At 54.2% G+C, this 13,661-nt stretch carries 11 protein-coding genes and 1 tRNA gene; 7 read left to right on the forward strand and 5 right to left on the reverse strand.

Going from position 1 to position 13,661, the window contains the following annotated elements:
* Positions 1–176 precede the first annotated feature (176 nt).
* Both glnA and TMES_RS15690 read right to left on the reverse strand, forming a co-directional pair.
* The gene (glnA, locus tag TMES_RS15685) at positions 177–1,586 is read right to left on the reverse strand and encodes a type I glutamate--ammonia ligase (protein ID WP_085584219.1); all 1,410 of its coding nucleotides are present in this window, start codon (positions 1,584–1,586) and stop codon (positions 177–179) included.
* Between the two features lie 63 nt (positions 1,587–1,649).
* The gene (locus TMES_RS15690; RefSeq protein ID WP_007091888.1) at positions 1,650–1,988 is read right to left on the reverse strand and encodes a P-II family nitrogen regulator; all 339 of its coding nucleotides are present in this window, start codon (positions 1,986–1,988) and stop codon (positions 1,650–1,652) included.
* A 493-nt stretch (positions 1,989–2,481) separates the two neighbouring features.
* On the opposite strand from TMES_RS15690, the gene TMES_RS15700 reads away from it, so the two are divergent.
* Positions 2,482–3,648 (forward strand): aminotransferase, encoded by a 1,167-nt coding sequence (locus TMES_RS15700; protein ID WP_085584298.1) that lies wholly within the window; start codon positions 2,482–2,484, stop codon positions 3,646–3,648.
* 256 nt (positions 3,649–3,904) lie between these two features.
* Here TMES_RS15700 and TMES_RS15705 read toward each other — a convergent pair whose 3' ends face one another.
* Entirely contained in the window at positions 3,905–4,909 is a 1,005-nt protein-coding gene (locus tag TMES_RS15705; RefSeq protein ID WP_085584223.1) for a Gfo/Idh/MocA family protein, read from the reverse strand.
* 289 nt (positions 4,910–5,198) lie between these two features.
* Between TMES_RS15705 and TMES_RS15710 the strand changes: the two genes are divergently transcribed.
* Positions 5,199–5,275, forward strand: a tRNA-His gene (locus TMES_RS15710).
* A 183-nt stretch (positions 5,276–5,458) separates the two neighbouring features.
* The gene (gene pyrC / locus TMES_RS15715; protein WP_085584225.1) at positions 5,459–6,505 is read left to right on the forward strand and encodes a dihydroorotase; all 1,047 of its coding nucleotides are present in this window, start codon (positions 5,459–5,461) and stop codon (positions 6,503–6,505) included.
* A gap of 199 nt (positions 6,506–6,704) precedes the next feature.
* Here the strand turns inward: pyrC and TMES_RS15720 are convergent, their stop codons facing one another.
* Both TMES_RS15720 and TMES_RS15725 read right to left on the reverse strand, forming a co-directional pair.
* A complete protein-coding gene (locus TMES_RS15720; RefSeq protein WP_245835479.1) occupies positions 6,705–7,589 on the reverse strand; it encodes a putative metalloprotease CJM1_0395 family protein in 885 nt (294 codons plus the stop codon).
* Between the two features lie 395 nt (positions 7,590–7,984).
* The gene (locus tag TMES_RS15725) at positions 7,985–8,218 is read right to left on the reverse strand and encodes a hypothetical protein (RefSeq protein WP_085584227.1); all 234 of its coding nucleotides are present in this window, start codon (positions 8,216–8,218) and stop codon (positions 7,985–7,987) included.
* 306 nt (positions 8,219–8,524) lie between these two features.
* Between TMES_RS15725 and TMES_RS15730 the strand changes: the two genes are divergently transcribed.
* The 4 genes from TMES_RS15730 to TMES_RS15745 all read left to right on the forward strand — a co-directional run bounded on the left by TMES_RS15730 (position 8,525) and on the right by TMES_RS15745 (position 13,591).
* A complete protein-coding gene (locus TMES_RS15730) occupies positions 8,525–9,451 on the forward strand; it encodes a DMT family transporter (protein WP_085584229.1) in 927 nt (308 codons plus the stop codon).
* A 219-nt stretch (positions 9,452–9,670) separates the two neighbouring features.
* Entirely contained in the window at positions 9,671–12,451 is a 2,781-nt protein-coding gene (gene gyrA / locus TMES_RS15735; RefSeq protein ID WP_085584302.1) for a DNA gyrase subunit A, read from the forward strand.
* Positions 12,452–12,465: 14 nt separating this feature from the next.
* A complete protein-coding gene (coaD, locus tag TMES_RS15740) occupies positions 12,466–12,993 on the forward strand; it encodes a pantetheine-phosphate adenylyltransferase (RefSeq protein ID WP_085584231.1) in 528 nt (175 codons plus the stop codon).
* 67 nt (positions 12,994–13,060) lie between these two features.
* Entirely contained in the window at positions 13,061–13,591 is a 531-nt protein-coding gene (locus TMES_RS15745; RefSeq protein WP_085584304.1) for a peptidylprolyl isomerase, read from the forward strand.
* The last annotated feature ends 70 nt before the right edge of the window (positions 13,592–13,661 follow it).

Here is a 13,661-nt window from a genome sequence, read left to right on the forward strand (position 1 = left end):
GTCCCGCACAATTGACGATACCCCGTTTGCCATCAGGCGGACGGGGTATTTTTATGCCCTTACGGTTTTAAAAGGGGAGCAGGTGAGCTGCGATCCAGCTTTAGGCGCAGCAGATAAAAAGAAACGCCCGGCAATATGCCGGGCGTTTCCAATTTATAGGGTGATTGAAAGATCAATCAGCCGCTGTAATACATATCAAATTCGACCGGGTGCGGTGACTGTTCAAAACGGATCACTTCGTCCATTTTCAACTTAATGTACGCTTCGATCAAATCGTCGGTCATCACGTCGCCTTTTTTCAGGAACTCGCGGTCCTTATCAAGGCTTTCAAGGGCTTCACGCAGGGATGCGCAAACGGTCGGAACTTCTTTGAGTTCTTCCGGCGGAAGATCATAGAGGTTCTTGTCCATGGCTTCGCCCGGATGGATCTTGTTTTCGATGCCGTCAAGGCCAGCCATCAGCATGGCAGAGAATGCCAGATACGGGTTGGCAAGCGCATCGGGGAAGCGAATTTCAACGCGTTTGCCCTTGGGCGACGCGGTGTAGGGAATACGGCAGGAAGCCGAACGGTTACGGGCCGAATATGCCAGCAGAACCGGTGCTTCAAAACCCGGAACCAGACGCTTGTAGCTGTTGGTGGTCGGGTTGGTGAAAGCGTTCAGCGCTTTGGCATGCTTAATGATGCCGCCGATATAGTAAAGCGCCATGTCGGACAGGTCGGCGTAGCCGTTACCTGCAAACAAAGGCTTGCCTTCGTTCCAGATCGACTGGTGGGTGTGCATGCCAGAACCGTTATCGCCCCAAACCGGTTTCGGCATGAAGGTGGCGGTTTTGCCATACTGGTGTGCAACCATGTGGATGCAATATTTGTAAATCTGGATTGCGTCGGCATGTTCGATCAGGGTGCCAAAGCCGATACCCAGTTCGTGCTGCGACGGGGCAACTTCATGGTGGTGCTTTTCGCAACGCACGCCCATTTCGTTGATGTAGTTGACCATTTCAGCGCGGATATCGTTGGCTGAGTCAACCGGCTGTACCGGGAAATAACCGCCCTTGGGTCCCGGGCGATGGCCACGGTTGCCGCCTTCGAATTCGGTACCGGTGTTGTACGGACCTTCTTCGGAGTCAAGATGATAGCTCATGCCTTCGCCAGCGGTGGTCCAGCGAACGTCGTCGAACATGAAGAATTCAGGTTCTGCACCGAAATAGGCGGTGTCACCAATGCCGGCAGACTTCATGTATGCCAGTGCGCGTTTCGCAGTCGAACGCGGGCAACGTTCGTAACCCTGGCCGGTGGCCGGTTCGATAACGTCGCAAACGATGATCAGGGTCGGCTGTGCGGTAAACGGGTCAACAACGGCGGTCGACGGGTCGGGCATCAGAACCATGTCGGATTCGTTGATTTCTTTCCAGCCACCAATGGACGAACCATCAAACATAATGCCGTCAACGAAAACGTCTTCGTCGATCGTGCAGATGTCCTGTGCAGTGTGCTGCCATTTACCTTTGGAATCGGTAAAACGCAGATCCACAAACTGGATGCCTTTTTCTTTGATCAAATTAAGTACTGAAGCAGCGTCAGACATGATGCAACCCTTTAAAACTCAATAATATAGCGACCGTACAGCAAGCAGGGATGAAATGACCGATCAGATCGCGTCATTGCCCCGTTCGCCGGTACGGATACGGATCGCGTCCTCAAGCGAGGAAACGAAAATTTTACCATCGCCGATCCGGCCGGTATGCGCAGCCTGTTGGATTGCCTCGATTGCACGCTCTACCAGCGTGTCTTCGACAACAATTTCCAACTTCACCTTTGGCAGGAAGTCGACCACATATTCAGCGCCACGGTAAAGTTCCGTGTGACCTTTCTGGCGGCCAAAGCCCTTGGCTTCGGTGACGGTAATCCCTTTGAGGCCGATCTCTTGAAGGGCCTCTTTAACCTCGTCAAGCTTGAATGGCTTGATGATGGCTTCAATCTTCTTCATTAAGCGCCCTCTGCTTTGTGCGAGAGTTGCGATGAACTCGGTCAATGTGGTTAGCACGGCGCGTGCCAGTTTTAAACACCCGCCGCCCAGTGCCCATATTCTAGGGAGTCTTATGATGAAAACCTAGAAAAACCCACCCGTTATTGTGGAAATTTTCCAAGCTGCTGATCGTAATTTAGGCAATTTGTATAAATTTTATGCAAATGACGGATGTGGCGTTATGGTTTTGGAAAAATTGTGAAAAATGGCAGTGGGAAATTACACCGCAGCGCAAACAACGACGATTTTTCGGGGCCGTTTTGGCTTTTTCGATTCTGTTTTCGCGCGGCAACATCATTTTATTGCCCGACATGGTGCGCGGTGCTGGTCATTGCCCGGCCCGCATGGCAGAAACATATCATAATCAATGGCCGTGTCGGCACGCACCCGCCTGCGCGGGGTGCCGCGGCACGACGAAACATACGGATAAAGACAAGCAAAAGGACGGTTCATGATGTCGGATTTTATTGGCAATCCCCTGTTTGCATCGGGCGGTATTACGATTTTTGAGGTCATGAGCGGCCTTGCACGCAAACATAACGCCATCAATCTGGGGCAGGGTGCCCCCGACACCGACGGCCCGGCCGATATTCGCCAGGCAGCGGCGGATGCCACGATGAATTTGTCAAACCAGTATCCCTCCATGATGGGTATTCCCGAACTGCGCGAAGCGGTTGCCCGCCATAACCAGCGTTTTTACGACCTGGATGTTGATGCCCAAACCGAGGTGATGGTGACAGCAGGGGCGACTGAGGCGCTGGCAAATGCCATATTGGGGCTGGTGGCACCGGGTGACGAAGTGGTGTTGATTGAACCGCTTTACGACAGTTATTTGCCGATTGTGAAGCTGGCAGGCGGTATTCCCAAGCTGGTGCGCGTGACACCGCCGCATTGGGAATTGCCCCGCGATGAATTGGCGGCTGCGTTTTCTGATAAAACCAAACTGGTCTTGATCAATTCGCCGATGAACCCGTGTTCAAAGGTATTTAGCGACGATGAATTGCAGTTTTTGTCGGAACTGGTGATCAAGCACGATGCCTATGCCCTGTGTGACGAGGTTTACGAGCATCTGGTGTTTGACGGGCGCACGCACCGCCCCCTGATGACCTTTCCCGGCATGCGCGACCGTTGTGTGCGTATAGGCTCGGCGGGCAAGACGTTCTCGCTGACGGGCTGGAAAGTGGGCTACATTACCGCGTGCCCCAAATTGCTGGAGCCGATTTCAAAGGCGCATCAATATCTGGTTTTTACCACAGCACCCAATTTGCAACATGGTGTGGCCTATGGCCTTAATCAGGATGACAGCTATTTTAACGGTTTCACCGCCGTTATGGAAACCAAGCGGGATTACCTGATGAAGGGATTGCGCGAGGTGGGGTTTGATGTGCTGGACTCGCAAGGCACATATTTCATTACCTGCGATTTTCGCCCGCTAGGGTTTGAAGGCGATGACGAGGCATTTTGCCAGTACCTGATTGAAAAAGTCGGGGTGGTGGCCATTCCGGTTTCGGCCTTTTATCAACAAGGCGATGTCCGCCATTTTGTCCGTTTTTGTTTTTGCAAGCGCGAAGAAATGATGGAAGAAGCGATTGAACGAATGAAAAAGGTTTTTGCCGCTTGAGACGGCAGAGCTGACATATCATACCAGATCTCACTGAGGGTGACTCATGGAGGTCTGGTTAGGCGCGACTGCGCCGCGCGGCCTGTGCCGCGAAAGGCAAGGGCTTCGTCGAAGCCCGCCCGCCGACTGAGGGCTGCATTGATCGGTTTCGATCAGTGCAGTTTGGTTTCAGGTCGTGATCAGGACAGTAAAAAAGAGGACATCGTTTCGGGCGATGTCCTCTTTATATTATGTGCGGCAACGCATGGTCCGGCGGTTATTTCTGATCGACCATTTCCCAGCTGCCGGTACGGGCGGAGCGCGCCAGACCATCCAGAATTTTCATATTGGCGATGGCATCTTCGATCGGATAATCGACCGCCATATCGCCATTGAAAATGGCGGTCGCCGTTTCGCCTTGCAAGGTATAGTGATTGCACACCGGAAAGCTGATTTCGCGGGCGTCGTCAAAGCCGGGCTGCTTTTGGGTGCCAACACGGATAACGGCCGGGTTTTCGGGCACCGGATTATAGGGCATGACAATTTCAATGCGCCCTTCGGTACCCAGAATGTGAACGCGCTGGACCGCAGCAGATTGCGTACCGCAGACAAAGCTGGCCTGAACGCCGCTGCCAAAATCGAGCATGCCGGAAACCAGCCGGTCGGTGCCAAATTTGGGGTCTTTGTCCATAAGCGATACCACACGCACCGGTTCGCGCCCGGTAATATAGCGCGGGCCGATAATGCAATAGCACCCGATATCAAGCAGCCCGCCGCCGCCAATATCCTTTTTGTTGCGCACATTGCCAGGGTCGGTGTTGTGATAGGTGAATATGCTTTGAACGGCGGTTAACTCGCCGATCTGGCCACTGGTGACCAGTTCTTGGGCGTGTTTCCATTGCGGGTGGTGGCGCACCATAAAGGCTTCCAGCACCTGCTTGCCGCTTTTGTCGCGTGCTTCGATCAGGCGCTGGGCATCTTCGGTGTCCAGGCCAATCGGTTTTTCACACAATACGTGTTTTCCCGCTTCCAGCGCCTTGATTGTCCATTCAACATGCAAATGGTTGGGCAGGGGGTTGTACACGGCCTCGATCGAGGGATCGGCCAGCAATTCCTCATAGGACCCATAGGCGCGCGGAATCCGCAGATTTTCGGCTACTTCACGGGTTTTTTCCAAATCACGGCCGGCAATGGCCAGAATTTCCAGCTTGTCGCTTTGCTGCATGGCCGGAATAACTTTTGCCGTGCCAATATTGGCTGTGCTGATCACGCCCCACTTCATCGGATTCTCCGTTTCCTTATCTTGTCCGGCATTATGTGTCTGATGCCAAACACACCGGATTCATGATATTGCGTTGACTTAATTGTTCTCATTGTGCCCCGACGCAAGTGAAATATGTGAGGGAAAAACGCATGGCCCCGAAAAGCAACGGTCTCGGGATGTCATTTCACACCCGGAAAATCGCGGTGAATGGCGGTTTGTGAGGCTTTATCGGGGCCTAGATGAAAAAAAGTCGAAATCTCCGCTTGACGTACCCTGTCCCCGGCGATAAAAACCGCGCCACACGATGGCGGGTGTAGCTCAGTCGGTTAGAGCGCCAGATTGTGGCTCTGGAGGTCGTGGGTTCAATCCCCATCATTCGCCCCATTGTGAAAAGGTCAGGCTTAACAGCCTGGCCTTTTTCGTTTTGCGGCCCTTTCGGGCGTTAAAATGCGATGCAAACCGATGTTTGCAATTCCCAATAATTGGCTGATCTGGTACTCAGCACCTGCACGCATCAGGCTTGGTTGCCGCTTTGCGCGCTTGTTTGCTTGTTTTTGGAGGTCCCCCATGTCACCTAGCCGCATTACCATCCAACGTCCTGATGACTGGCACCTGCATTTGCGCGATGGCGACATGCTGCGCGCCGTTCTGCCTGAAACCAGTGCGCATTTCGGGCGCGCCATTATCATGCCAAATCTGGTGCCGCCGGTTTTGACCCGTGCCGATGCCATTGCGTATCGCAACCGTATTGTCGAGGCGGTACCCGCCAGCCACAATTTTACCCCGCTTATGACGCTGTATCTGACCGAAGGAACCGATCCCGACGATGTCGAGGCGGCTTACCGCGATGGTACCATCAGCGCGCTAAAGCTGTATCCCGCCGGGGCCACCACCAATTCGGCCAGTGGTGTGCGTGATTTTGAAAAAGCCATGCCAGTACTTGAACGCATGGCAAAGCTGGGCATTCCGCTGTGTGTGCACGGTGAAGTCACCGACGCCGATATAGATATTTTCGACCGCGAAGCTGTGTTTATTGATCGTATTCTGGCTCCACTGCGCAAGCGCCTGCCCGAATTGCGCATCATCATGGAGCATATCACCACCCAGGACGGTGTTGATTTTGTGAAGTCGAACGACACAAATTTTGCCGCGACCATCACAACCCATCATTTGATCATTAACCGCAATGCGATTTTGGTGGGCGGTATTCACCCGCATTATTACTGCCTGCCGGTGGCCAAGCGCGAAAAACACCGCCTAGCCCTGCGGGCAGCGGCAACATCGGGCGATGCGCGTTTCTTCCTGGGCACCGATTCGGCCCCGCATACCGATGCGCGCAAGGAAAGCCCGTGTGGCTGTGCCGGTATTTTTACCGCCAACAATACGGTCCAGTTGCTGGCCCATGTGTTTGAAGAAGAAAACGCGCTCGACAAGCTCGAAGCTTTTGCCTCGCTTAATGGTCCGGCTTTTTATGGCTTGCCGGTGAATGAAGCGACCATCACCCTTGAAAAGCGCGAAGATCCGGCCAGTTTTGCCGACAAGATTGACACGGCAGAAGGCCTGGTAACGGTATTTGATCCCGGATATCGGGTATATTGGCATTACGCCGATTGATCTTGTCGCGATATTTACCGTGACGGCGACAGCGCAGTTTTCGCATTAAGGCCGATAGAATAATGATCAAACCCCGCTATCAACATGATGGCGGGGTTTTGTTTGCCGGGCGGGTTGCGACGACGGGCGCATGAGGGCAAACCCGGCATCCGATACCGGTAAACAGCAAGTCGTTATTGCGGTGGAAAAAGACTGGATATTACGAGGTGATGTTAAGGCTGGCTTCGCGCTGGGCGGTGGTGGTGATGGCAGTTTTTTGATAGGACTTGCTGGCAATAGCGGAGTCTAGCGCCATCATGTGGCTAATCGCACCAGAGGCCCCCTGTGCGGCGGAAAAATCGGCGGCGGATGTGCCGATGGACGCGGCACTGCCGATAGCGGCCTGATTGGCGATGGCCTGAAGGCCGGTCAGACCGCCAAGCGGCTGAATGGCCACATGTCCGCCCTCGGCATACAGCCTTCCATCCGGGCCGACCGCATATTGATAGCTGATCATGCCGGCATTGGCGCCGGCAAGGGCTTTGTGGCTGTTTTCTTCGGCGCGAACGGTGGCGTCCCTGTCTTGCAGGCGGCGCACCTGGTCTTGTGCGCCCGCGCTCAATGTTTCGGGCGCGCCATCCGGGGCATTTGTTTGCGATGTGCTGGCAGACGTGCTGGTATCTGTGTCCACGGTGCTGTCGGGTAAATCGATTGTGGTGGTGCCTCCCCCGGGCAGGCTGCGCGGGTCAACCTGTTGTACCACCGTCACCGTCGCGGCTGAAATGGCCGGGGCAGGGCGCGCCGGTGCGGGTGAAGCCGATGGTGCGGGCGCTGAAGCAGTTTGATCGGTCGTGTTGGTTGCGCCAACGCGTGATCCGGCATTTTGCGACGGGCCGGAACTGGCCGCAGGCAATTGCTTGCTGGCGGGGCTGGTGATGGGCACAAGCGAAACAGCCGCCATGCGGCGCGGCAACAAACCACCCTGGGAGGCCCCTCCGCTGGAGGCCCCCTGGCTATCGGCGCGGGCAAGACCGTTCATGGCGATGACTTCGCCAATCTTTCCGCCGCTACCCGGTATGGTTTGAATACTGCCGATTGCTATCATAACCGAAAGTATACCGAAATCGGCGGTTGATGCCAGTTTTTGTCAATGCGTATCAATGCGCATGCTGAAATAGTTTAATTATCGTCGTGAAAAACAGCTTCGCAGCATAATGCCGCTTGTTTTAGCCGCAAAATTCGCTGAAGGCCGGGGTTTTGTCCTTAGTAAAACGACGCAGGCAGGTCCCGGCGCTGCCATCTTCTCCACAAGGGGACACGGGCTGTGTTATCGAGTCTGCTTGTGGCGGCGGGGGAAGCACAAATCATCTGCGGTCTGATGCCTGTTGTTTCGGTATCAGACCGGTTAACTTGTGTACTTTATATATTGCGTCATCATACAGGTCTGGCGATGGCCAGCGTGATGTGGTGGCGGGATGCGCCCAATGGGAAAATTCGCTGTTACGCCGCTGTCTTTGGTGCGATCACGGGCGCGGACGGATGCGTCCAGGCCTGGGGCAGGGCAGATTGATGACGTTTGGGCGGACGAACAGCCCTGAAATCACGTGCTGTCGCCACCTCGGCCAGCGTTTTGCGCACGTCTTTTTCGGTAATGCCGTCATAGGCCATGAGGGTCCGTACAATCGGGTCTGCCAACATTTCATCAATGCTCAGTTCGTGATCGACATAGCTCATCTTCTTGCTCGCTCTGTTTTTCGTTCTGTTTCCAGACTAACGCAATTGACAATCATTATCAACAACGCGATTGCGCGTCTGTCCCTGCTTGTTTGTCAGGGTTGTGCCGGGCCGTGATTTACAGCGTTTGGTGTTGTTTGCCGGGGTCGGCTTCGTTGTTGGTTGTATAGCGCGATATGTGTTTCTATTTTGTTGATCTTTCTCAAGATAATCGGTAACGCAAAGTTCCAGAAAATGTTCCGGGCAGGCTGATGTCTGGAACGACGCCATATGCACCAAAGATTATGGCGATAATAGGCGGGAAACATGACACGTCCGGGTCGGCTTGATTACTTTTTGTTGATATTGCTAGCCCTGATGTGGGGCAGTTCATTTTCCTTTATCAAACTGGGCGTTCATGCCTATTCACCGCTGGTGGTGGCCGCCGGGCGCATCACGCTTGGAGCCATTGTTTTATGGCTGATTGTGGTTCTGCGCAAAAGCGGCCTTCCCAAGGGGCGAGGCGCCTGGGTGTCGGCATTTTTGTGCGGTATTTTAGGTAATGCAGTGCCGTTTTTCCTGATCAGCATGGGGGAAACCCGGATAAATGCCGGGTTGGCGGCTATTTTGATGTCAGTCGTGCCGCTGACGACGGTTATCCTGGGGCATTTTGTGACCCGGGATGAAAAACTGACAGCGGGCAAGGTTGCGGGCATTGTTTTGGGGACATGCGGGGTGATTGTGCTGGTTGGCCCTGAAACCCTGAGCGGGCTTGGCGGCGATTTGCCCTATCAGCTTGCTGTTCTGGTGGCGGCCATTTGTTATGCGGTGTCATCGCTGATTGCGCGTAACCTGCGTGATCAGCCCCGTGCCGGGTCGGCGGCGGTTATTTTAACCTTTGCCGCATTGTCCATTGCCCCCGTTGCCGTGCTGGTGGACCAGCCATGGACCATGACATGGTCGGCGACAGGGGCGTTGTCGATTATCTATTTGGGGCTGGTGCCAACCGGGCTTGCCATGTTTTTACTGTTATTAATGGTGGCGCGCGCCGGGGCCGGGTTTGTTGCCTTTAATAATTATCTTGTGCCAGCCGTCGGTGTTCTGGTCAGTCTGGTTGTTTTGGGCGAAATTCCTGCACCCAGTACACTTCTGGCGATGGTGATCATTCTGGCGGGTATTGCGGTGGCCAATATCGGCTTTAGCTGGCGAAAAAAGGCGGTGCAAATTACGTCGGTTGCGCCGAAAAAGGACTGAAAACCCCACCTGTCGCAATTTGCCTTAAAAGGTGCTGCGTCATATGTTGTTTGTGCGCGGCAAACCTGATACTTTCCGCCCTCAATGGCTTGCTATGCAGATGCATGGGGGCCGCATTGATTCTTTTTTGATTAAGCGTTTAAGAGGTTACGGCCTTTGTCCTCCGAAGTGTCAAGCACAGCCAACCGCGATATTTTCCCGGTTTCCATCGAAAGCGAAATGCGCCGCAGTTATCTTGATTACGCGATGAGCGTAATCGTCAGCCGCGCGCTGCCCGATGTTCGTGACGGGTTGAAACCTGTTCATCGTCGTATTCTTTATGCCATGCATGAAAACGGCTTTGACTGGAACAAACCGTTTCGCAAATCGGCGCGTGTCGTCGGGGACGTGATGGGTAAATATCACCCGCATGGCGATAGTGCGATTTACGATGCCATGGTCCGTATGGCGCAGCATTTTTCCATGCGCCTGCAACAAATTGACGGGCAGGGTAACTTTGGCTCGATGGATGGCGATAAAGCCGCCGCCATGCGTTACACCGAAGCCCGTCTGGCCAAGGCCGCCCACTTCCTGCTTGATGATATCGACAAGGATACCATCGATTTCAAGGCCAACTATGACGAAACCACCAAGGAGCCGTCGGTATTGCCGGCGCGCTATCCCAATATGCTGGTCAACGGGGCTGGCGGTATTGCGGTGGGCATGGCAACCAACATTCCGCCCCATAACCTTGGCGAAGTGATTGATGGCTGCATGGCGGTCATTGATAACCCCGATATTACGGTTGAAGGGCTGATGGAATTTGTCGCCGGGCCGGATTTTCCGACCGGTGGGCTTATTTTGGGCCGTGCGGGTATTCATTCGGCATTTCGCACCGGGCGCGGCTCGGTTGTGATGCGCGCCCGTACCCATTTCGAAGAAATTCGTGCCAATCGCGAAGCCATTATTGTGACCGAAGTTCCCTATCAGGTGAACAAGGCGACATTGATGGAAAAAATCGCCGATCTGGTGCGCGACAAAAAGCTGGAAGGCATTTCCGACCTTCGCGATGAGTCGGACCGTTCCGGTGTGCGCATGGTGATCGAGCTTAAACGCGATGCGGTTGCCGAAGTTGTGCTCAACCAGTTGTTCCGCTTTACCGCGTTGCAGACATCGTTTGGCGTTAACATGCTGGCCCTGAACCGGGGCAAGCCGGAACTGATGAACCTGAAAGAAATCATTCAGGCATTTGTCGAATTCCGCGAAGAAGTTATTACCCGCCGGACCATCCATTTGCTGAAAAAGGCGCGTGATCGCGCCCATGTGGTGGTGGGTCTGGGGATTGCGGTTGCCAATATTGACGAAGTCATTCGTCTGGTCCGGGCCGCAGCCGACCCGACGATTGCCCGTGAACAACTGATGGCCAAAAGCTGGCCAGCTGGCGATATTGTTCCGTTGATCGAACTGATTGCCGATCCGCATCAGGTGGGTGCAGAAGACGGCAATTATCGACTGTCTGAAGCCCAGGCGCGGGCGATTCTCGAGCTGCGCTTGCATCGCCTGACCGGCCTGGAACGCGACAAAATTGCGGCCGAACTGACCGAGCTTGGCGAGAAAATCAAAGATTTCCTTGATATTTTGGGGTCACGTGAACGCAAGCTGACGATCCTGAAAGACGAACTGACGGAAATGCGCAATGAATTTGCTGATCCGCGCCGTTCAGAAATCATCGAAGGCGACTTTGAACACGATATTGAAGACCTGATCGCGCGCGAAGACATGGTGGTGACGGTATCGCATACCGGTTACATCCAGCGTGTGCCGTTATCGACCTATCGTGCCCAGCGCCGTGGCGGCAAGGGCCGTTCGGGCATGGCAACCCGCCAGGAAGATTTTGTTTCCAAGCTGTTTGTTGCCAACACCCATACCCCGGTGCTGTTTTTCAGCTCGCTCGGTATGGTCTATAAAATGAAGGTCTGGCGCTTGCCGCTGGGAACGCCGCAATCGCGTGGCAAGGCGCTGGTTAATTTGCTGCCTTTGTCGGAAGGTGAACATATCACCACGGTTCTGCCGTTGCCCGACGAGGAAGAATGGCCAAACCTGCACATCATGTTTGCCACATCGACCGGTAATGTGCGGCGTAACAGCCTGGCTGACTTTGTGAATGTGAAGTCAAACGGCAAAATCGCCATGAAGCTGGAAGAAGATCGTGGCGACAGCCTGATCGCGGTTCAGACCTGCACCGATGAAGACGACATTTTCCTGACCACCCGTCAGGGCAAGTGCATTCGTTTCCGTGTTGCTGACGTGCGTGTGTTTACCGGCCGTAATTCGGTAGGTGTGCGCGGTATTCGTTTGGCAGATGGCGACGATGTTATTGCAATGTCGGTGCTGTGGGGATCTCATGCCAGCATGGAAGAACGCAGTGAATATCTGTCAATCGCCAGCAAGCTGCGTCGGGAAGAACTCGGTGTTGATGATGCGTTGCCGCTCGAAGTGCTGACACAGGAACGCTATGACGAATTGCTTTCAGGTGATCAGCTTATTTTGTCGGTGACGGAAAACGGCTATGGCAAACGGACATCTGCCTATGAATACCGGGTGACCGGGCGTGGCGGACAGGGTTTTGCCAATATCGATATGTCTGAACGTAACGGTCTGGTCGCGGCCTCGTTCGTGATCGAGGAAGGCGACGAGTTGATGATGGTCACCAATGGTGGCAAGGTCATTCGGATGCCAACCCACGACATTCGCATTGCCGGTCGGAAAACACAGGGTGTTACCCTGTTCCGCACCGCCGAAGACGAACAGGTCGTTGCTGTTGAACGCCTTAGCAACCTTGGCGACGCAGCCGAGGATGACGAAGAAGGTGTTGACGGCGAAACTGTGATTGATGCTGGCGACGGCGTTATTCAGTCCGACGTCGATGCTGACGCTGTTGCGGATGCCGAAATCGTGGATGGGGTTGTTGTTGAAGGCACCCTTGATGACGACGACACCGATGGTTCAACGAACGGGTAACGGAAAAGGGACCGATGGCACACACGACAATCGATCCTAATCGTGTCGGGATTTATCCCGGCACGTTCGACCCGGTTACCCAGGGCCATATGGATATTATACGTCGGGCCACCCGCATTGTTGACCGCCTGATCGTGGGCGTTGCTGTTAATGCGGGGAAAGGGCCGATGTTTTCGGTCGAGGAGCGCTGTGAACTGGTGCGCGAATCCTTGAAAGCAGCGGGGGGCGAAGTTGCCGCCCGCACCGAGGTTAAACCCTTTGGGTCGCTTTTGATGCATTTTGCCCAGGAAAATCAGTCCTCTGTTATCGTGCGTGGTTTGCGTGCGGTTTCGGATTTTGAATATGAGTTTCAGATGGCAGGCATGAATGCGCGCCTGGCACCCGATATTGAAACCGTGTTTCTGATGGCGTCGGACAAACAACAGTTTGTCTCGTCGCGTTTTGTCAAGGAAATTGCCCGGTTGGGTGGTTCCGTAACCGAATTTGTGCCAGCCAATGTCTTGCGCGCCTTGCAGACAAAGCTGGCGCAAGAAAAAGAATAGGTTGCATAAGATCATGCGTCTGCTTCGTTTTCTTTCTCTTGTTATTCTTTCTTTGGGAATCTTTACCATGTCGAACGGTGGAATCGGCGCAGCACACGCACAAACGACGGATGCGGCCGCGCTTGACCCTGAAAACACCCTGTATCTTGATCTTAAGGACGGTCGCGTCGTTATTCAGATGCGCCCGGACCTGGCACCGAAAACCGTTGCCCGGATTAAGGAACTGGTGCGTAGCGGGTTTTACGATGGGCTGGTTTTCCATCGGGTGATCGAAGGCTTTATGGCCCAGACCGGCGATCCCAAAGGGGATGGCACCGGTGGATCAGGCCAAAAGCTGCCTGCGGAATTTTCCGATGCCCATCATGGGCGCGGAACGGTTTCGATGGCACGTTCGTCCGACCCGAACAGTGCTGATTCGCAATTTTTCATCTGCTTTGCCGATGCCCCGCACCTTGATGGTCAATATACCATCTGGGGTCAGGTGGTTTCGGGGATGGAATATGTTGATAACATCAAAAAGGGTGCGCCCTGGGCCAATGGCCGCGTAGCGGACCCCGACAAGATTGTTAAAATGCAAATTGCAGCCGACGCACAATAAACGCGAATTTGTCTGGTCAAATTCAATCGAAAACCGCCTCGTTTGGGGCGGTTTTCTGCTTTTTGGGCTT

The organism is Thalassospira mesophila (genome assembly GCF_002115755.1).
GTDB classification, from domain to species: Bacteria; Pseudomonadota; Alphaproteobacteria; order Rhodospirillales; family Thalassospiraceae; genus Thalassospira; species Thalassospira mesophila.

Bases quoted from the DNA above. Each gene is read 5' to 3' on its own strand.
- TMES_RS15745 (WP_085584304.1), top strand. From the start codon at position 13,061: ATGTCGAACGGTGGAATCGGCGCAGCACACGCACAAACGACGGATGCG.
- pyrC (WP_085584225.1), top strand. From the start codon at position 5,459: ATGTCACCTAGCCGCATTACCATCCAACGTCCTGATGACTGGCACCTG.
- TMES_RS15730 (WP_085584229.1), top strand. From the start codon at position 8,525: ATGACACGTCCGGGTCGGCTTGATTACTTTTTGTTGATATTGCTAGCC.
- glnA (WP_085584219.1), bottom strand. From the start codon at position 1,586: ATGTCTGACGCTGCTTCAGTACTTAATTTGATCAAAGAAAAAGGCATC.
- TMES_RS15725 (WP_085584227.1), bottom strand. From the start codon at position 8,218: ATGAGCTATGTCGATCACGAACTGAGCATTGATGAAATGTTGGCAGAC.
- gyrA (WP_085584302.1), top strand. From the start codon at position 9,671: ATGCGCCGCAGTTATCTTGATTACGCGATGAGCGTAATCGTCAGCCGC.
- TMES_RS15700 (WP_085584298.1), top strand. From the start codon at position 2,482: ATGTCGGATTTTATTGGCAATCCCCTGTTTGCATCGGGCGGTATTACG.
- TMES_RS15690 (WP_007091888.1), bottom strand. From the start codon at position 1,988: ATGAAGAAGATTGAAGCCATCATCAAGCCATTCAAGCTTGACGAGGTT.
- TMES_RS15705 (WP_085584223.1), bottom strand. From the start codon at position 4,909: ATGAAGTGGGGCGTGATCAGCACAGCCAATATTGGCACGGCAAAAGTT.
- TMES_RS15720 (WP_245835479.1), bottom strand. From the start codon at position 7,589: ATGATAGCAATCGGCAGTATTCAAACCATACCGGGTAGCGGCGGAAAG.
- coaD (WP_085584231.1), top strand. From the start codon at position 12,466: ATGGCACACACGACAATCGATCCTAATCGTGTCGGGATTTATCCCGGC.